The organism is Microbacterium sp., assembly GCF_047602155.1.
Classification (GTDB): domain Bacteria; phylum Actinomycetota; class Actinomycetes; order Actinomycetales; family Microbacteriaceae; genus Microbacterium.
In genome coordinates, this window is sequence record NZ_JASGHZ010000001.1 from 3,107,254 (window position 1) to 3,125,716 (window position 18,463).

Annotated in this window: 13 protein-coding genes, 1 pseudogene and 1 riboswitch; of the genes and pseudogenes, 7 read left to right on the forward strand and 7 right to left on the reverse strand. The window is 70.0% G+C overall.

Annotated elements, in window-relative coordinates; genetic code table 11:
* Positions 1-4: 4 nt before the first annotated feature.
* A complete protein-coding gene (locus tag QM720_RS14385) occupies positions 5-1,657 on the reverse strand; it encodes an ABC transporter ATP-binding protein (RefSeq protein WP_415127669.1) in 1,653 nt (550 codons plus the stop codon).
* Between the two features lie 41 nt (positions 1,658-1,698).
* Here QM720_RS14385 and QM720_RS14390 point away from each other — a divergent pair, with 41 nt between their 5' ends.
* Positions 1,699-2,244, forward strand: a complete 546-nt coding sequence (locus QM720_RS14390; protein ID WP_415127671.1) for a PH domain-containing protein — start codon at positions 1,699-1,701, stop codon at positions 2,242-2,244.
* On the opposite strand, the gene QM720_RS14395 is transcribed toward QM720_RS14390, so the two are convergent.
* The 3 genes from QM720_RS14395 to QM720_RS14405 form a co-directional block, all read right to left on the reverse strand.
* Positions 2,238-3,362, reverse strand: a complete 1,125-nt coding sequence (locus QM720_RS14395; protein WP_415127674.1) for an ABC transporter permease — start codon at positions 3,360-3,362, stop codon at positions 2,238-2,240. The two genes, QM720_RS14390 and QM720_RS14395, sit on opposite strands and share 7 nt — an antisense overlap.
* Before the next feature lies 1 nt (position 3,363).
* On the reverse strand, positions 3,364-4,890 hold the full coding sequence (locus QM720_RS14400) for an ABC transporter permease (RefSeq protein ID WP_415127676.1): 1,527 nt from the start codon (positions 4,888-4,890) through the stop codon (positions 3,364-3,366).
* A gap of 83 nt (positions 4,891-4,973) precedes the next feature.
* Positions 4,974-6,869 (reverse strand): ABC transporter substrate-binding protein, encoded by a 1,896-nt coding sequence (locus QM720_RS14405; protein WP_415127678.1) that lies wholly within the window; start codon positions 6,867-6,869, stop codon positions 4,974-4,976.
* Positions 6,870-7,074: 205 nt separating this feature from the next.
* Here QM720_RS14405 and QM720_RS14410 point away from each other — a divergent pair, with 205 nt between their 5' ends.
* Positions 7,075-7,842, forward strand: coding sequence for a CPBP family intramembrane glutamic endopeptidase (locus tag QM720_RS14410; protein WP_415127680.1), 768 nt, complete (start codon positions 7,075-7,077; stop codon positions 7,840-7,842).
* Positions 7,843-8,059: 217 nt separating this feature from the next.
* Complete coding sequence (locus QM720_RS14415) at positions 8,060-9,100, forward strand: hypothetical protein (RefSeq protein ID WP_415127682.1); 1,041 nt, start codon at positions 8,060-8,062, stop codon at positions 9,098-9,100.
* A gap of 76 nt (positions 9,101-9,176) precedes the next feature.
* Here the strand turns inward: QM720_RS14415 and gcvP are convergent.
* The 3 genes and pseudogenes from gcvP to gcvT form a co-directional block, all read right to left on the reverse strand.
* Positions 9,177-11,991: pseudogene (gcvP, locus tag QM720_RS14420) on the reverse strand (aminomethyl-transferring glycine dehydrogenase).
* Between the two features lie 74 nt (positions 11,992-12,065).
* Positions 12,066-12,446, reverse strand: a complete 381-nt coding sequence (gcvH, locus tag QM720_RS14425) for a glycine cleavage system protein GcvH (protein ID WP_415127684.1) — start codon at positions 12,444-12,446, stop codon at positions 12,066-12,068.
* Positions 12,443-13,558 (reverse strand): glycine cleavage system aminomethyltransferase GcvT, encoded by a 1,116-nt coding sequence (gene gcvT / locus QM720_RS14430; RefSeq protein ID WP_415127686.1) that lies wholly within the window; start codon positions 13,556-13,558, stop codon positions 12,443-12,445. Before gcvT ends, gcvH begins: the two co-directional genes overlap by 4 nt.
* A gap of 234 nt (positions 13,559-13,792) precedes the next feature.
* Positions 13,793-13,885: riboswitch (glycine riboswitch) on the reverse strand.
* 99 nt (positions 13,886-13,984) lie between these two features.
* Here gcvT and QM720_RS14435 point away from each other — a divergent pair.
* Genes QM720_RS14435 through nadC form a run of 4 tightly spaced genes read left to right on the forward strand, consistent with a single transcriptional unit; the run spans position 13,985 to position 18,462 of the window.
* Entirely contained in the window at positions 13,985-14,698 is a 714-nt protein-coding gene (locus QM720_RS14435) for an NUDIX hydrolase (RefSeq protein ID WP_415127962.1), read from the forward strand.
* A gap of 25 nt (positions 14,699-14,723) precedes the next feature.
* Positions 14,724-16,031: a quinolinate synthase NadA gene (gene nadA, locus QM720_RS14440; protein ID WP_415127688.1), complete on the forward strand. Its 1,308-nt coding sequence runs from the start codon at positions 14,724-14,726 to the stop codon at positions 16,029-16,031.
* Complete coding sequence (gene nadB / locus QM720_RS14445; RefSeq protein WP_415127690.1) at positions 16,028-17,599, forward strand: L-aspartate oxidase; 1,572 nt, start codon at positions 16,028-16,030, stop codon at positions 17,597-17,599. Before nadA ends, nadB begins: the two co-directional genes overlap by 4 nt.
* A complete protein-coding gene (gene nadC, locus QM720_RS14450) occupies positions 17,593-18,462 on the forward strand; it encodes a carboxylating nicotinate-nucleotide diphosphorylase (protein WP_415127692.1) in 870 nt (289 codons plus the stop codon). Before nadB ends, nadC begins: the two co-directional genes overlap by 7 nt.
* Position 18,463: the final 1 nt, after the last annotated feature.

The window sequence follows — 18,463 nt, forward strand, 5'->3', positions numbered from 1 at the left end:
GCCGTCAGGGCAGCGTGATCGACCTCGTCTCGCGGCGCTCGCGCTGCGCGTCGGGATCGGGCACCGGGATCGCCGAGATGAGCCGCTTCGTGTAGTCCTCTTTCGGATGCCGCAGGATCTCGTCGGTGCTGCCCTCCTCGACCAGCTTGCCGTGATGCATCACGACGATGCGGTCGGCGAGCCGGTCGATGACGGCGAGGTCGTGGCTCACGAACAGGCAGGCGAAGCCGAGCTCGGCCTGCAGGTTCTCGAACACGTCGAGCACGCGCGCCTGCACCGACACGTCCAGGGCGCTCGTCGGCTCGTCGGCGATCAGCAGCTTCGGCCTCAGCGCGAGAGCGCGCGCGATGCCGATGCGCTGCCGCTGACCGCCGGACAGCTCGTGCGGGTAGCGGTTGCGCAGCGAACGCGGCAGCTCGACCTGGCCCAGCAGCTCCTCCACGCGAGCGTTCACCTGGGCCTTGGAGAACTCGCCGGACAGCTCCAGCGGCTCGCCGATCGACGCCCCGACCGGCCATCGCGGATTCAACGACGAGCCGGGATCCTGGAACACGATGCCGATCGTACGGCGCAGCGCCCGCAGGTCATCCTTCGAGATGCCCACGAGGTTGACGCCGTCCACCTGAGCGACGCCCTCCTGGAACGGCAGCAGGCCGATCGCGCCGCGGGCGACGGTCGTCTTGCCCGACCCCGACTCGCCGACGAGGCCCACGACCTCGCCCGGATGGATCGAGAACGACACCTTGTCGACGGCCCGGAAGGCCGGCACCTTGCGCGTGCCGGGATACTCGATGACGGCATCCTTCAGCTCCAGCACGGGAGCGCCGGCGCGTTCGGTCTTGCCCTCGGTGGTCGCGCCCAGGCGCGGGACGGCGGCGAGCAGCTCCTTGGTGTAGTTGTGCTTCGGGGCGTCGAACACCTCGTGCACCGTGCCGCGCTCGACGATGTCGCCCGCGCGCATCACGATAACGTGGTCGGCGATGTCGGCGACCACGCCGAGGTCGTGCGTGATGATGATGATCGCCGAGTTCAGCCGCTTGTGGAGGCTCCGCAGCAGATCGAGGATCTCGGCCTGGATCGTGACGTCGAGCGCGGTCGTCGGCTCGTCGGCGATGAGCAGGTCGGGGTCGCAGGCGATCGCCTGCGCGATCATCGCGCGCTGCCGCTGGCCACCCGACAGCTGGTGCGGATAGGAGTCGTACGCCTTCTGCGGGTTCGGCATCTCCACCAGGCGCAGCAGCTCGAGAGCGCGTTCCTTCGCCTCGTGCTTGCTGACCGTCTCGTGCGCGAGAATCGCCTCGGAGATCTGGAAGCCCACGCGGTACACCGGGTTCAGCGCCGTCATCGGCTCCTGGAAGATCACCGCGATCTTGGGGCCGCGCACCTTCTGCAGATCCTCGGGATGCGCGCCGAGGATCTCCTTGCCGTGCAGCTTCACCGACCCGCGCGAGCGCGAGTTGCCGGGCAGCAGGCCCAGCAGCGTCATCGACGACACCGACTTGCCCGACCCCGACTCGCCGACGATCGCGAGCACCTCTCCGGGCCGCACGTTGTAGCTGATGCCGCGGACGGCGTTGACCCAGTCCTTGCCGACCCAGAAGTCGACGGAGAGGTCGGAGACCTCGATGATGGGAGCGCTGGATGATTCGACGCTCATCGTCAGGCCTCTCTCGTGATTCGATCTGGGACGATGGGGTCATGCCCGATGCACCCGTCGTCTTCCGCAGCCGCTTTGGGATCGTCTTGACGATCATGTTCTGGGCGATCGCGGCCGTCGGCACGATCAGCGCGATCGTCGACGGCATGCCCCCCGCGGTGCCCGGCGCGTTCCTGACCGCCGCCTGGTTCGTGTGGCTGCTGTTCTGGCGACCCAGCGTCGTGGTGGACGCCGACGGCACCGAGTTCCGCAACATCCTGCGCGACGTGGAGATCCCGTTCAGCTCCGTCGAGACCGTCCGGACCCAGTACGCGCTGACGGTCGTCACAGCAGGCCGCACGTACCGCGCCTGGGCGATGCCCGCCCCGAGCAGCGTCAACCCGAAGCATGTGCGACCGGGGCGCGAGGAGCAGGCGCGCAACAACGACTCGCCGGCCACCGCGGCGGCGCGCCTCATCCGCCGCGGTGCGGAGACCGCGGCCGCCGGCGCCGACGGCGCCGTGACGGCCCGCTGGCAACCCGTCCTGTGCGCGATCAGCGTGGCACTGCCGCTCGCGTGCGTCGCGCTGGCGCTGACGGCTCACTGAGCCGCCTCCCCCACCGCAGTGTGCGGCGTGGCATCCGTCGTCTGTCCGGCGTCCTTCCCACCGCGGCGGAAGATCATGTCGAACGCCTCGCGCCACGGGCCCTTCTTGCCCGGCATCCGACGCTGACGCGGATCGAACGCGTCACGCAGGCCGTCGCCGATGAAGTTGACGCACAGGGCGATCACGATGATGAAGATGCCCGGCCACCAGAACAACCACGGACGGCTCTCGAACGACGACTCGTAGGCATTCAGCAGCTGGCCGAGCGACACGTCCGGACGCTGCACGCCCACCCCGAGGAAGCCCAGGGCCGCCTCGGTGAGGATCGCGCCGCTCATGATGAGCGAGATCGTGATGATGGCGACGCCGACCGCGTTGGGCAGCACGTGGCGGAACAGGATGCTGAAGTCGCTCGCGCCGGCGACCCGCGCGGCGTCGACGAACTCACGCTCGCGCAGCGACAGGAACTCGGCGCGGATGAGGCGGGCCAGGCCCGTCCAGCCGAAGATGCCGAGCGCGATCGCCAGCATCGGCGCCCCGAGCGACCCCATCGACCGGCCGATGACCGCGAACAGGACGAGGGCCGGGATGATGATGATGACGTCGGTGATGCGCATCAGGATGCCGTCGATCCAGCCGCCGTAGAAGCCCGCGATGGCGCCGATCGCGATGCCGAGGACGCCGGCCACGAAGCCGAAGAGCACCATAACGACGAGCGACTGCTGCGTGCCGCGCATGACCTGGGCGAAGATGTCCTCGCCGATGTCGGACTGCCCCAGCGGGAACTGGCCGAAGTCGAAGGGCAGCACCCACGTCGGCGCACCCTTGGGGTTGAGGATGTCGTAGTGCGCGCCGTAGGAGTGGTGGTACCAGCCGGGCACGTGGAATCCGAACACGTCGAACCCGACCGACGAGTACGCCAGCACGATGATGACCGCGAGCACGCCCATGCTGATGAGCGCGCCCTTGTGACGGAAGAACCGGCGGCGGATGATCGCGCCCTGGCTGAGGCCCGCGACCTCCTGCTGCTCGATCGTGAGGATGTCCTTGTCGCCCGCGAGACCGGGGCCTTTCCCCAGGTCGGGTTCCTCGAACAGGGGCTGCATTGGCGTCGTCATGTCAGTTCACCCGGATCCGCGGGTCGAGCAGCGAGTAGCTGAGGTCGGCAAGGAGGTTGAAGAAGAGCGTCACGATGCTCGTGATGATGAAGATCGCCATGACGGTGTTGAGGTCGACCGCGATCACCGCCTGCACGAACATGCGGCCGACGCCGTTCCAGGCGAACACCGTCTCGGTGATCGCGGCGCCGCCGATGATCCCGCCGATGTCGAACGCGACGAGCGTGACGATCGGGATCATCGCATTGCGGAAGGCGTGGCGCATGACGACGGTGCGCTCGGGCAGGCCCTTGGCCCGTGCCGTGCGCACGTAGTCCTGACCCATGACCTCCAGCAGGCTCGCCCGGGAGTATCGGCTCCAGCCGGCCAGCGAGATGAGCATCAGCGCGAGGGTCGGCAGCAGCAGGTGCGCGAACCGGTCGGCCGACTCGAGCCAGATGCTGCCGTTGAGGTTGGGCGTCGCGGGACCGATCGTCGCGATCGGGCGGCCGCTGGTGAACGCGATCAGGTCGGGCCAGGCTCCCATGATGCGGTCTACGACCAGCAGGAGCGCGGAGATGAGACCGGTGAGGATGCCGGAGCGCAGCGACAGCCCACGCTCCTCGCCGCCCCACGCGAACGCCGCGATGATCGCGACGACGACCATGGCGGCGAAGGTGATGACGATCGACCACTCGTTCGGCAGGTAGTAGTAGAGGAACTGCATCGGCCACCACAGGATCGCGCCGACGACGGCGACCGTCAGGGTCGCTCCCGTGACGCGGCGGTTGCCGAACCCGGCGGTGAGGTAGATCATCGCGACCGCCGCGCCGATGCCGAGGAGCAGGACGCCGACGATGCCCAGCTGCGGAGCGATCAGCCAGCCGGTGTACAGGATGCCGAAGAGGCCGACGATGAACACCACGGTGGCGACGCCGAAGTTGAGGAAGTACTTGCGCGCACCCCCGCCCACAATGCTGGCCCAGACGAAGCCGAGGACGAGCCCGATCAGCACCACCAGCCAGGGCGGCGCCTCGGGATGGGCGAGGAAGTCGTTGAAGCCGATGGCCAGATACATCTTCAGCAGCGAAGCGATCCAGAACACCGGCAGGGAGAAGAAGACGAAGGCGATGAAGGTGACCGTGTAGTCGAAGCCGCTGTACTGACGCAGCGCGGTCGCCATGCCGATGGCGACGCCGAGGAAGAGGGCCAGGAACGTGGCGGCGAACACGAGCTGTACCGACTGCGCGATGCCGGTGCTGACGACGGCCGCGACCTCCTGGCCGCGGTTGGTGTAGCCGAGGTCGATGTTGCCGGTGAAGACCTTGAGCACACCGCCGAGCCAGATGAAATAACGCAGGAAGGGCGAGACATCCAGGTGCAGCTGCTCGGTCCGCAAGGCGATGAGCTGCTGTTTGTTGGGAGCGGTGGAACCGTGCAGATCCTCCAGCGGGTCACCGGCATTGGCGGCGAGGACGTAGATCAGATAGCTCGCGGCGAAGACGATGAGCACCGCTTGGAGCAGGCGGCGGACGATATAGCTGAACAAGCGCGGACTCTCCGAGAGGAGGGGATCGCCGGGTTCTCCCGACGATCCCCTCCTGCTCTAGGGGTTGAGCTGAACGATCCCGATCAGGATGCCGGCGTGGCAGTCGCCCCGGCCACCGGCTCCCACTCCCAGTAGTTCCAGAAGTAGCTGGGCGAGAGGAACCCGGGCGTGACGCCGGTCACCTCGTTCGACCAGACCACGATTCCGGGCCACTGGTACAGCGGGACCGACCACGCCTCTTCGCCGACGATCTTCTCGGCCTCGACCTGCAGATCCTGCTGCTTGGCCGGGTCGAACTCGCCGCTCAGCTCGGTGAACACGTCGTTCAGGTCGGCGTTGTACCACCCGTACGGGTTGTTGGCGCCGGCGCCCTTGGTGTTCGACGGGCCTTCGACGCCCTGGTAGTTCGCGGCGGACTCGCCGACCGCGAGCGACTCGGACACCCAGGCGAACAGCGTCGCGTCGTACGCGGTGGGGTTCGAGAACACGGTGGTGCTCCAGTTGGCGCGCAGATCGTCCGCGACGTTGGTCAGGTCGAACCCGGCCTCCTTCGCGTACGGCTCCCACAGCTCGAACGTCTTGATGCGCGTGTCGCGGGTCGAGCTCAGGAAGCGCACCGAGATCGGGGTGGTGACGCCCGCCTCGGCCAGCAGCGCCTTGGCGCCCTCGATATCGGGCTCGGTCAGCTCGGCGTAGCCGTTGACGGCCTCGGCCGCCTTGGCTCCCTCGGTGCCCGGGATGAAGATCTGCGAGTTGCGCAGGGTGGCATCCGGCTGGTTCGGCTTGACGATCTTGTCGAGGATCTCCTGACGCGGGATCGTCTTCAGGAACGCCTCGCGCACCTTGAGCGCCTTGTCGGCGTCGCCGCCGTAGGTCGTCGGGTCGAACGGACCGCCGTTGCCGACCTGCAGGTCGATGTGCTCGTAGGTGCCCTGCGGCGCGCCCTTGAAGTCGACGCCGTCGACGCCGGCCTCGAGCGTGTCGGTGATGTCGGAGGTCGGCTGACCCGATGCGATCTGGATCTCGCCGTTCTGGATGGCCTTGATCTGATCGGCCATGCTCGAGATCGCGCGCACCGTGATGGTCTCGTAGTGCGTCGGCTTGTCCCACGTGTCCAGCGGGTTGGCCTTGAGGGTCGTGTAACCCTCCTCCATGTTGATTTCGACGATGTTGTACGCACCCGTGCCGATCAGCTGCAGCGGCTGCGGGTCGCCGTCCTTCACCTTGACGCTCTCCGAGAACTTGAAGCCCTGGTTGAAGGTCTGCGAGACCGGAGCGAGGAAGTCGAGGTCGTTGTCCTGCACCGCCTTGATCAGCGCCTCGTTCGCCTTCTTGGCGTCGTCGGCGTCGTTCTTGGTGTAGTCATCGGGGTAGGCGAGTTCCACCGCCGCGTGCGCCGCAACCGGGGACATCGGGTTGGCGAGCTCCCAGTCGACGAACGGCGACGAGTAGACGAGCGTGACCGAGCGGCCGTCGTCGCTGATCTCCGGCACGTCCGTGACGAGGTCGAAGCCGTAGTCGGCCTGCGCACCGGTGTTCCAGAAGGTGCCGGTCTGGCTGGTCAGTTCTCCGCTTTCCTCGTCGACGGTGCCCTCGCCGTCCGAGCGGTGGGTCGTGCCCGAGGCCCACCCGAGCAGCATGTCGGCCGCGCCGACCTGCACGCCGTCAGACCACTTGACGCCCTCGTTGACGGTCCACTTGACGGTCAGCGGGTCGTCGCTGAGCTTCTCGTAGGTGCCGAAGCCCTCGTTCTTGACAAGCTCGGGGGTGGAGTCGTAGTAGTACCAGCTCGACTTGGCGAGGTAGTTGATGTTGGCGTTCCACGCCGAATTCGTGTCGGCCAGGCCGTCGTTGAATGCGTAGTACTGGTCGGTGTCGGCGATGGTGATCTTCGATCCCTCGACGACCTCCGACTCGCGTGGCGGCGTGCAGCCGCTGAACACCATGGCGCCGGCCGCGAGAACCGCGGCGGTGGCCACAAGGCGCGTGTACTTCAATGTTCCTCCTGTGCAAGGGGCGAAGCGTCCAGGCGTAATTCATAGCCTGGACACGGATACCGTTCAGGCTAAGCACGCAGGGCGCGATGGTCAAAACAATCGGCGAAAACGTTACAGAGGCTTAACTCAGTTCCGGTTTCGTGTGGCAATCTGACAAGATGCACCCCGTGTCGAGCCGAGATCTGGTATGAATCCACCGGCATCCGTCCCCCGCTCACGGCTGTGGTGGGAGGTCGCGATCGTCCTCGCGCTGTCGGTGGGCCGCTCGGCGGTGTACTCGGTGCTCCAGCTGGTGCAGGCGCTCACGCGCGAGCAGGCGCTGGGCGACCAGTCGACCTCGCTGAACCCGGGGGCGGACGCGCAGCAGTTCTGGGACGTGCTGTATCAGTTCACGGCGCAGTTCTTCGCGTTCGCGCCGATTGCGCTGGCGCTGTGGCTGTTGTGGGAGCCGGGCGCGTCGGCGTTGCGGCGCATCGGGCTGGACTTTCGTCGGTTCGGACGCGATCTGGGCGCGGGCCTGCTGCTCGTGCTCGTCATCGGCGTGCCGGGGCTGGGGCTGTACGCGGCCGGGCGGGCGCTCGGGATCACGGTGCAGGTGAATGCCTCGCCGCTGGATCCCTCGTGGTGGACGATCCCGCTGCTGCTGCTCGCCGCGCTGCGGGCGGGGCTCACCGAGGAGGTCATCTTCGTCGGGTACCTGTTCGACCGGCTGCGCCGGCTCGGGTGGGGTGTCTGGGCGATCATCCTCTCGACGGCGGCGCTGCGCGGCGCGTACCACGCGTACCAGGGGTTCGGCCCGATCGTCGGCAACCTCGCGATGGGCGTCGTCTTCGGCTGGGTGTACCAGCGGTGGGGCCGGGTCATGCCGCTCGTGATCGCACACGCGGCGATCGACATCGTGGCCTTCGTCGGCTACCCCCTGGCCGCCGCCTGGTGGCCCGCCCTGTTCGCCTAACCCCCGGCATCCCCCCTTCCGTCCGCGAGAGAACAGTGGTCGGACGAGAGAACGGTTGCCACCCGTTCTTTCGTCCTGCAGTTGTTCTCTCGCGGTCGGGAGGGGCTCGGGGAGGGGCGGGGGCGGAACCTCCTCCACAGCGGGGGGATGTGCGAAGTTGTCCACCGATCGGCGCATCCGGTCCCCACGCTGCCGCATGATGCGGGAGGGTGGGCGGATGCTGACCCTTGCGCCGACCTACCCCGTCCGCGAATGCCCGATCGTCCTCTGGCGGACCGCAGAGGTGCCGCACCCCGAACGCGGTGCACGGCGCGGCGATCTGACCCGCGTCAGACGGGGCGTGTACGCCCGCACCGCCGACTGGCGGAGACTGCCGCCGTGGGAGAAGTATCTCGTTCGTGTGCATGCCGCAGCGCTGGTCTTCCCCGACGCGGTCTTCAGCCATGAGTCGGCCGCTGTTCTGCTCGGGATGCCGGTGCTCGGCGATCCGGTGACCGTCCACGTCCTCGTCGGACCGCACTCAGCGGCGCGCGAGTCGACCGGGATCCGCTCGCACCGCTGCCGCGAACTGCCCGAGGTTGTCACTTCGCGCGGGATCGCTGTCACATCTCCGGCGGTGACTGCCGTGACGCTGGCCCGGCACCGGCACAACGCATACGGGCTCGCTGCAGCCGACGCCGCGCTCGGCATGGGCAAGACCCTGACGCGCGAAGCGCTCATCGCCGACAACGAGGCGCGGGACTCGAGTCGCGGACGGAATCTCGCTCGGTGGCCGCTGGAGCGCGCGGACAAACGACGCGAAAGCGTGCTCGAGTCGATCAGCGACGCGGCAATCGAGTGGCTGGGGTTTCCCGCCCCCGAACTGCAGCACGTGTTCGTCGCCGAGGACGGGAGGATCGACCGGGGCGACAAGTGGTGGAAGGAGCTGTCACTGCTCGGCGAACCCGACGGCGAACTCAAGTACGACGGGCGTTTCGGCGACCCGGCGGCGCTGTTACGCGACCGACACGAGCGCGATCGACGGCTCCTGCGTGGTGACGTCGATTCGATCGCCCACTGGGGCTGGCTCGATGTCGCGCGCATCTGGCCGCTGCGTGCCTTGCTGCTCGGTCACGGACTGCGGCAACTGTACCCCGAAGACACCGTGCAGTTGCGCTCGCTGACCCGCCTGCTCGCCCCCTACGAGCGGTCGCTGGGGTCGGCATCCCCCACCCCTGTCCGCGAGAGAACAACGCGCGGACGAGAGAACGGCTGGTAACCGTTCTCTCGTCCTGCAGTTGTTCTCTCGCGGCCGGGGGCGGATGCGGGGGCGGATGCCGGGGGCGGGCGACGGGCTAGGCGAAGGCGTCGGGCGGGGGGCAGGCGCAGACGAGGTTGCGGTCGCCGAAGGCGTTGTCGATCCTGCGCACCGGGGGCCAGTACTTCGTGCGCACCAGCGCGTGCACGGGGTAGACCGCCTCCTCGCGCGAGTACGGGTGGTCCCACGCGCCCGCGATGACCGACTCGGCGGTGTGCGGGGCGTTCACGAGCGGGTTGTCGCCGGCGGGCCACTCCCCCGCGGCCACGCGATCGGCCTCGGCGCGGATCGCGATCATCGCCTCGACGAACCGCTCGAGCTCACCAAGATCCTCCGACTCGGTGGGCTCGACCATGAGCGTGCCCGCGACGGGGAACGACATCGTCGGCGCGTGGAATCCGTAGTCGATCAGCCGCTTGGCGACATCGTCGACCGTCACCCCCGTCGCCTCCTTCAAGGGCCGCAGGTCGAGGATGCACTCGTGCGCCACGAGCCCGTCCTCCCCGGCGTACAGCACGGGATAGTGCGCGCGCAGCCGCGCCGCGATGTAGTTCGCCGCGAGCACGGCCGCCCCCGTCGCCCGCCGCAGGCCGGCCCCACCCATGAGCCGCACGTACGCCCACGAGATCGGCAGGATGGATGCCGATCCATACGGTGCCGCCGAGATCGGCCCCCCGGCGAACTCGAAGCCTCCCGCGTGCACCGCGCGCTGCGCGAGCGGATGCGACGGCAGGAACGGCGCCAGGTGCGCCTTCGCCGCCACCGGCCCCACCCCGGGCCCCACCGCCGTGCGGGATCGCGAACGTCTTGTGCAGATTCAGGTGCGACACGTCGCCGCCGACGTCGCCGAAGCGCGCGAACCCGACGAGCGCATTCATGTTCGCGCCGTCGACATACACCTGGCCGCCGGCCTCGTGCACCGCGGCGCACAGTTCGACGACATCCTGCTCGTACACGCCGTGCGTCGACGGGTACGTGATCATGAGCGCCGCCAGCGCGTCGGCGTGCGCAGCGATCTTCGCCCGCAGGTCGACGAGGTCGACGTTGCCGGCCTCGTCGCACGCGACGACCACGACGCGCATGCCCGCCAGCACCGCCGACGCCGCGTTGGTGCCGTGCGCCGACGACGGGATGAGACACACGTCACGCCCCTCGTCGCCCCGCGACCGGTGGTACCCGCGGATCGCCAGCAGCCCCGCGAGCTCGCCCTGCGAGCCGGCATTGGGCTGCAGCGACACGGCGTCGTAGCCGGTGATCTCGGCCAGCCACGACTCCAGCTGGTCGATCAGCGACAGGTACCCCTCGACGTCGGATGCCGGCGCGAACGGATGCACGCGCGAGAACTCCGGCCACGACACCGCCGCCATCTCGGTCGCCGCGTTGAGCTTCATCGTGCACGACCCGAGCGGGATCATGCCGCGGTCCAGCGCATAGTCCCGGTCGGCGAGCTGCTTCAGATACCGCATCATCGCCGTCTCGGAGCGATACGCGTGGAACACCGGATGCGTCAGGAACTCGTCTTCGCGCACGAGGGATGCCGGCACCCGCGCAGGCGTCGCAACGAACCCGAACGCACGCTCGGCCGGGCCGCCGAAGACCTGGGCGATGACGTGCAGGTCGGTGATCGTCGTCGTCTCGTCGACCGAGATGCCCACCGAGTCGCCATCGCGCAGCCACAGCTGATATCCGCGCTCACGGGCGTCGGCGACGAGCGCGGCCGCCCGCCCGGCCGCCGCCACGACGATCGTGTCGAAGAAGTCGTCGTGGAGCACCGCGCCCCCGGCCTCCGCGATCCAGTCGCGCAGCAGGTGCGCCTTGGCGGTGACCTCGGTGGCGATCGCCGTCAGCCCCTCGGGCCCGTGGTACACGGCGTACATCGACGCCATGACGGCGAGCAGCACCTGGGCGGTGCAGATGTTGCTGGTCGCCTTCTCGCGCCGGATGTGCTGCTCCCGCGTCTGCAGCGAGAGGCGGTAGGCGGGCTTGCCGACGGCATCCTGCGAGACGCCGACGAGGCGTCCGGGCAGCTGCCGTTCCAGCCCCGCGCGGACGGCCAGGTAGCCGGCGTGCGGACCGCCGAAGCCCATCGGCACGCCCAAGCGCTGCGTCGTCCCCACGGCGATGTCGGCGCCGAGCGACCCGGGCGAACGCAGCAGCGTCAGCGCGAGCAGGTCGGCGGCAACGACCGCGAGACCCCCCTGCGCCTGCACGGCGGCGATGACCTCGGTCGGATCCCACACCCGGCCGGACGCGCCGGGGTACTGGATGAAGGCGCCGAAGACGTCGAGATCGGCCGGTGGCGGGCTCAGGTCATAGGGCGTCTCGTGCAGCCGGATCCCGAGCGCCTCGGCCCGATGCGCCAGCAGGGCCTTCGTCTGCGGCAGCGCGTCGGCGTCGACGAGGAACACGTTCGAGCGTGACTTCGACGCGCGACGGGCCACCAGCATCCCCTCGACGACGGCCGTCGACTCGTCGAGCATCGACGAGTTCGCGGTCTCGAGGCCCGCCAGGTCCGCCACCATCGTCTGGAAGTTGATGAGCGCCTCCAGGCGCCCCTGCGAGATCTCCGGCTGATACGGCGTGTAGGCCGTGTACCACGACGGGTTCTCGAACACATTCCGCGCGATGACCGACGGGGTGACGGTGTCGTAGTAGCCGAGGCCCATCATCGCCCGTGCGGGGCGGTTGCGCGCCGCCAGCGCGCGCAGCTCGGCGAGCGCCTCGGCCTCGGTCGCCGCCTCAGGGAGAGCATCCGGTAGCGCGGAGCCGGCGCTCGGGTCGACGTGGATGGATGCCGGCACCGCCCGCTCGACGAGCGCCTCGACGCTGTCGTAGCCGAGGACGGCGAGCATCTGCTCCTGCGCGGCGGCATCGGTCCCGATGTGCCGCGCGGCGAATCCCTCGGCCTGCGCGGGGACCGGTGCCGTCACCGATCGCCGCCTGTGAGGGCGACGTACGCGTCGCGGTCGAGCAGGCCCGCGACCGCGGCGGGGTCGACGCGGATCTTCACGAGCCACGCGCTGAACGCGTCGCTGTTGACCAGCGACGGGTCTTCGACGACGACATCGTTGACCTCGACGACCTCACCGGTCAGCGGGGCGTAGAGCTCGCCGACCGATTTGGTCGACTCGATCTCGCCGCACACGGTGCCGGCGGTGACGGCGGAGCCCACCTCGGGCAGTTCGACGAAGACGACGTCGCCGAGCTTGTCGGCGGCGTAGTCGGTGATGCCGACGGTGGCGACATCGCCGTCGAGCGCGACCCACTCGTGCTCTTCGGTGTAGGTGAGGGTGTTCAGGTCGGTCATGCGGTCCTCCGGTAGAAAGGCAGAGCGGTCACGGTGGCGGGAATGCGGGTGCCCCGCACGTCGATGAGCAGTGCGGTGCCGACGGCGGCGGATGCCGGCGACACGAACGCGAGGGCGATGGGATGCCCGAGGGTGGGGCTCAGGGCGCCGCTGGTGATCTCGCCGATCGGGGTGCCCGCGGCATCCAGCACGGCGTAGCCGGCCCGGCCGGCGCGGCGCCCCTCGGCGGTAAGGCCCACGAGCACCGGCAGATCGTCGGGCGCCGCGGCGAGCGCATCCTTGCCGACGAAGTCGGCCTTGTCCGCGGCCACGACGCGGCCGAGGCCCGCCTGCGCGGGCAGGATGTCGACCGACAGCTCGTGGCCGTGCAGCGGCATGCCGGCCTCCAGCCGCAGCGTATCGCGGGCAGCGAGCCCGGCCGGGACGAGCCCGAACGGCTCTCCCGCCGCCAGCAGCGCGTCCCACAGGGCGCCGGCCGAAGCGTTGGGGACGAGCAGTTCGAAGCCGTCCTCACCGGTGTACCCGGTGCGGGCGACGAACAGGCCGGCGCCGTCGAACGAGCCGCCGAGCCACGCGTAGTAGCCGAGGCCCGCGATGCCGTCGAGCGCGATCCCGGGTGTCGCGGAGACGATCTCCTGCGCGCGCGGACCCTGCACGGCGATGAGCGCGTACTCGTCGGAGACGTCGGAGACGCCGACGGTGAAGCCCGCGGTCGCGGTCGTGAACCGCTCGGCCAGAGCCGCCGCCACGAGCGCCCGGTTGCCGGCGTTGGAGATGACGAGGAACTTCTCGTCGTCGACCCGGTAGACGATGACGTCGTCGACGACCCCGCCGGAGCCCGCCAGCAGCAGCGAGTACTTCGCCTTGCCGGTCTTCATCGTCGAGATGCGTCCGGCGAGTGCGTAGTCGAGGAAGGCGCCGGCATCCGCTCCGGAGACCTCGAACTCGGCCATGTGCGAGATGTCGAACAGGCCGGCCGCCCGGCGCACGGCGTGGTGCTCGGCGAGGTCGGAGGTGTACCGGACGGGCATGTCCCAGCCGCCGAAGTCGGTGAACGAGGCGCCGAGCGCGGCGTGGCGCTCATACAGGGGGGTCCTGCGAGGGTCTGACACGAGTTCTGCCACCAATCGGGGATCGGGCGGACGGATGCCGGGACCGGCATCCGGAACTCCCCCTCTGTCATGGGCCTGAGAGTTTCGCCGGGCGTGGCCCGGCTTTCACCGTCGGCGGAGTTCGGCGCAGATGGAGACTCGCGAAATGCGGGTCGCCAGGGTTTCGACTCGGACGCTGCGCGTCCTCGCTCAACCTGATTTCTCGCTGCGCTCGAAATCACTTTCCAGAGCGGCCGGACGGGGGCGGTACGCGGACCTGAGAGATTGGCGGGGAGGCTTGCTCCTTCGGTGCCCGGGCGCAACCCGGAGCTCTCCCGCACACGTCATGCGGCCTGATCTTCAATTGCAGCTCCAGCATAGCGGCCGCCGGCCGGGTTGCCTTTGTGTCCGCATGACTCTAAGATCGATCCCGAGGTTATGGTCATGATGACACGAACAGACGTCCCCCGCGACGACATCCGCGTCGCGGTGTCGACCGTGATCTTCAGCCTGCGCCGCGAGCCCGACCGCGAGCGGGCGAGCGTCGTGCTGCCGCTCGTCCGGCGCACCCGCGACCCGCACGAAGGGCAGTGGGCACTGCCCGGTGGCTGGATGGATGCCGCCGAACAGCTCGAGGCCGCGGCATCCCGCACCCTCGGCGAGACGACCGGCCTCGACCCGAGCTACCTCGAGCAGCTCTACGCGTTCGGCGACATCTCCCGCTCCCCCAGCCGCGTCGTCTCGATCGTGTACTGGGCGCTCGTGCGCGAGGACGCGTCGCTGGCCGCGACATCGGAGAACGTCGCGTGGTTCGACGCGACCGCCCTGCCCGCACTGGCCTTCGACCACAACCAGATCGTCGACTACGCCCTGTGGCGCCTGCGCAACAAGGTCGGCTACAGCCGCATCGCCCACGGGATGCTGCCCGAGCTGTTCACCCTCGCCGACCTGCGCGAGGTGTACGAGGCGATTCTCGGGCGCGACCTCGACCCCGCCAACTTCCGCCGCCAGGTGGAGGGCTCGGGCACGCTCATCCCCACCGAGCGCTTCCGCACCGGCAGCCACCGCCCCGCGCGCCTCTACCGCTACAACCACGACGTCGAGCTCGCCGAGCGCGGGCCGCTGCCGTCCACCTCCTCCCTCTCTCCCGCGACCGTGTGAACACCGTGCGAACGAAGGCCCCGACATGAACGCGACACCCCTCACCCTGCAGCCCGTCGATCCCAGCGTCGACCACGGCATCCAGGCGATCGTGCACGGCGAATCCACCGCCGAGACGTGCAACACCGACCTCGCCGCCGGTCCCTGGATCTTCGACACGCGCCCCGGCTACGGCCCGGGGTCGTCGATGGGCGACGTCATCCCCACCGGCGCGCCGCGGCAGGGCGCCCTGCCCGACGAGTACCGCGAAGCGCCGGAGGCGGAACTGGCGGACCGCATCCGCGCGGCGAAGGCGACTCTCGGCGACCGCGTCGTCGTGCTCGGCCACTTCTACCAGCGCGAGGAGGTCGTCGCCCACGCCGACGACGTGGGCGACTCGTTCCAGCTCGCGAACGCCGCCCTCGAGCACCCGGATGCCGAGGCGATCATCTTCTGCGGCGTGCACTTCATGGCCGAGACCGCCGACCTGCTGTCCCGGCCCGAGCAGGCCGTCATCCTGCCGAACCTCGCGGCCGGCTGCTCGATGGCTGACATGGCCTCGATCGACGAGGTCGAGGAGTGCTGGGAGCAGCTGGAGGACGTCTACGGCGATCTCGCCGCCGTCGACGAAACGGGCCGCGTGCCGGTGATCCCGGTGACGTACATGAACTCCTCCGCGGCGATCAAGGGCTTCGTGGGGCGGCACGGCGGCATCGTCTGCACCTCGTCGAACGCGCGCACCGTGCTGGAGTGGGCGTTCGCCCGGGGCCGCCGCGTCCTGTTCTTCCCCGATCAGCACCTCGGCCGCAACACCGCGAAGGCGATGGGCGTGCCGCTGGAGCAGATGCCGATGTGGAACCCGCGCAAGCCCCTCGGCGGATCTTCCATCGGCGACCTGGAAGACGCACGGGTGATCCTGTGGCACGGCTTCTGCTCGGTCCACCGCCGCTTCACGGTCGATCAGATCGAGCGCGCCCGCGCCGAGCACCCCGGCGTGCGCGTCGTCGTCCACCCGGAGTGCCCCATGGCCGTCGTCGACGCCGCCGACGAGTCCGGGTCGACCGACTACATCCGCAAGGCCATCGCCGCGGCCACCGAGCCCACCACCTTCGCGATCGGCACCGAGATCAACCTCGTGCAGCGCCTGGCCGCGCAGTTCCCGCAGCACGAGATCTTCTGTCTCGACCCCGTCGTGTGCCCGTGCTCGACGATGTACCGCATCCACCCGGGGTACCTCGCGTGGGTGCTCGAAGAGCTCGTCGCCGGGCGCGTCGTGAACCGCATCACGGTGCCCGCCGACGTCGCGGAGCCCGCGCGGGTCGCCCTCGAGCGGATGCTGGCGGCCAGGCCGTGACCGCCGAGGTCCACGTCGTCGTGGTCGGCTCCGGCATCGCCGGGCTCGTCACCGCCCTGCACGCCGTCGCGCACGGATGCCGGGTGACCCTCGTCACGAAGGATGTCCTGGAGCACGCCAACACCCGCTACGCGCAGGGCGGCATCGCGGGCGTGATGTTCGACGACGACAGCGCCGCCGCGCACGTGCACGACACGCTCGTCGCCGGTGCGGGCCTGTCCGACCCGGCCGCCGTGCAGGTGCTCGTCGCGGAGGGGCCGGAGCGCATCCGCGAGCTCGTCGCACTCGGTGTCGCCTTCGACCGCGCCGCCGACGGCGCGTACGTCAAAGGGCTGGAGGCCGCGCACTCGTACCCGCGCATCCTGCACGCGGGCGGCGACGCGACCGGCACCGCGATCGAGAGGGCGCTCGTCGCGCGGCTGCGCGAGAGCCGGGTCGCGGTCATCGAGCACGCGTTCCTCGTCGACCTCGTGCAGGACGGCGGCCGGGCCACCGGCGTCGAGCTGCTCGTCGGCGATGCGCCCGGCATCCTCGGTCGCCGCGAGAGGCTCGCCGCCGACGCCGTCGTGCTCGCGACCGGCGGTGCGGGCGAGCTGTACGCGCACACGACGAATCCGCCCGTGGCGACCGGCGACGGCATCGCGGCGGCGCTGCGGGCCGGCGCGGCCGTGAGCGATCTGGAGTTCTTCCAGTTCCACCCGACGGTCCTGGCCGCCGGTGACGCGTTCCTCGTGTCGGAAGCGGTCCGCGGCGAGGGCGCGGTGCTGCGCGACGAGCAGGGCCGCCGGTTCATGCTCGAAGTGCACCCCGACGCCGAACTGGCGCCGCGCGATGTCGTGGCGCGCGCGATCGCGCAGGTCATGGAGGAGCAGGGCGGGCGACCGGTGCTGCTGGATGCGACCGCGCTGCGGCCGACGCGCACGCAGACGGCATCCTTCCTCGCCGACCGCTTCCCCACGATCGACGCGGCCGTGCGGGCACGCGGGCTCGAGTGGACGCGGGAGCCGATCCCGGTGACGCCCGCCGCGCACTACCTCATGGGCGGGATCGACACCGACCTGTACGGCCGGACGACCGTGCCGGGCCTGTACGCCGTCGGCGAGACCGCCCGCACCGGCGTGCACGGCGCCAACCGCCTGGCCTCGAACTCGCTGCTGGAGGGCGCGGTGTTCGGCGCCCGCGCCGGCGACACCGCCGCCGCAGACGTCGCAAGCGGCGCCTGGCCGGCGCGAGAAACCACATCCCGCGTGAGAAACCACGGCAGAAGTGGTTTCTCGGACGAGAAGTGGTTTCTCAGCGCGCCGGCGTTCTCGCGCGCCGCGCTGCAGGAGCTGCTGTGGGAGGATGCGGGGCTCGTGCGCGATGCGGCGGGGCTGGAGCACGCGGCATCCGTCCTCGCCGCCTGGCGCGCACGGCACCGCACACCCGTGACCGAGGCCGAGTTCGAGGACGAGAACCTGCTGCTGGTGGGCTCCGAGCTCGTCGCCGCCGCTCTGGCACGCACCGCATCGGTCGGCGCGCACTTCCGGCGCGACGACGCCCGCAAGCTCCAGGAGGCGGCATGCTGACCCGCGCCCAGATCGACCGCGTCGTCGGCGCCGCGCTGGCCGAAGACGCCCCGTGGGGCGACCTCACGAGCGAATACCTCATCCCACAGGGCGCGACGGCGACCGCCGACCTCGTCGCGCGCGAGCCCGGCGTGTTCAGCGGCGGCGCGGTCTTCGAGGCGGCGTTCCGGCTGACGGATGCCGCCACCCGCGTCACGCTGCACGTCGCCGACGGGGCCGCCTTCGCGTCCGGCGACGTCCTGGCCACCGTCGCGGGACCCGCGCGCGGCGTGCTCACCGCCGAGCGCATCGGCCTGAACTTCGTGCAGCGGATGAGCGGCATCGCCACCCTGACGCGCCGCTACGTCGCCGAAGTCGCCGGCACGGGAGCCCGCATCGCCGACACCCGCAAGACGACGCCCGGGCTGCGCGCGTTCGAGCGGCATGCCGTGGTCAGCGGCGGCGGGCACAACCACCGCTTCTCGCTGTCGGACGCCGTCATGGCCAAGGACAACCACCTCGGGGTGCTCACGGCTGACGGCTCGTCCGTGACCGTCGCCCTGCGCACGGCCCTCGCGCGGCTGCCGCACACGACCCACGTCGAGGTCGAGGTCGACCGCCTCGACCAGATCGAGCCGGTGCTGGCGGCGGGGACGGGCTCGCGCGGCATCGGCACGATCATGCTGGACAACTTCTCACTCGACGACCTGCGCACCGGCGTCGCCCAGATCGCTGGGCGCGCGACGGTCGAGGCCTCCGGCGGCGTGAGCCTCGACACCGTCCGGGCGATCGCCGCGACCGGCGTCGACGTCATCTCGGTCGGCGCGCTCACCCACTCCGCGCGTGCGCTCGACCTCGGGCTCGACCTGCGCATCGAGCCGTAGC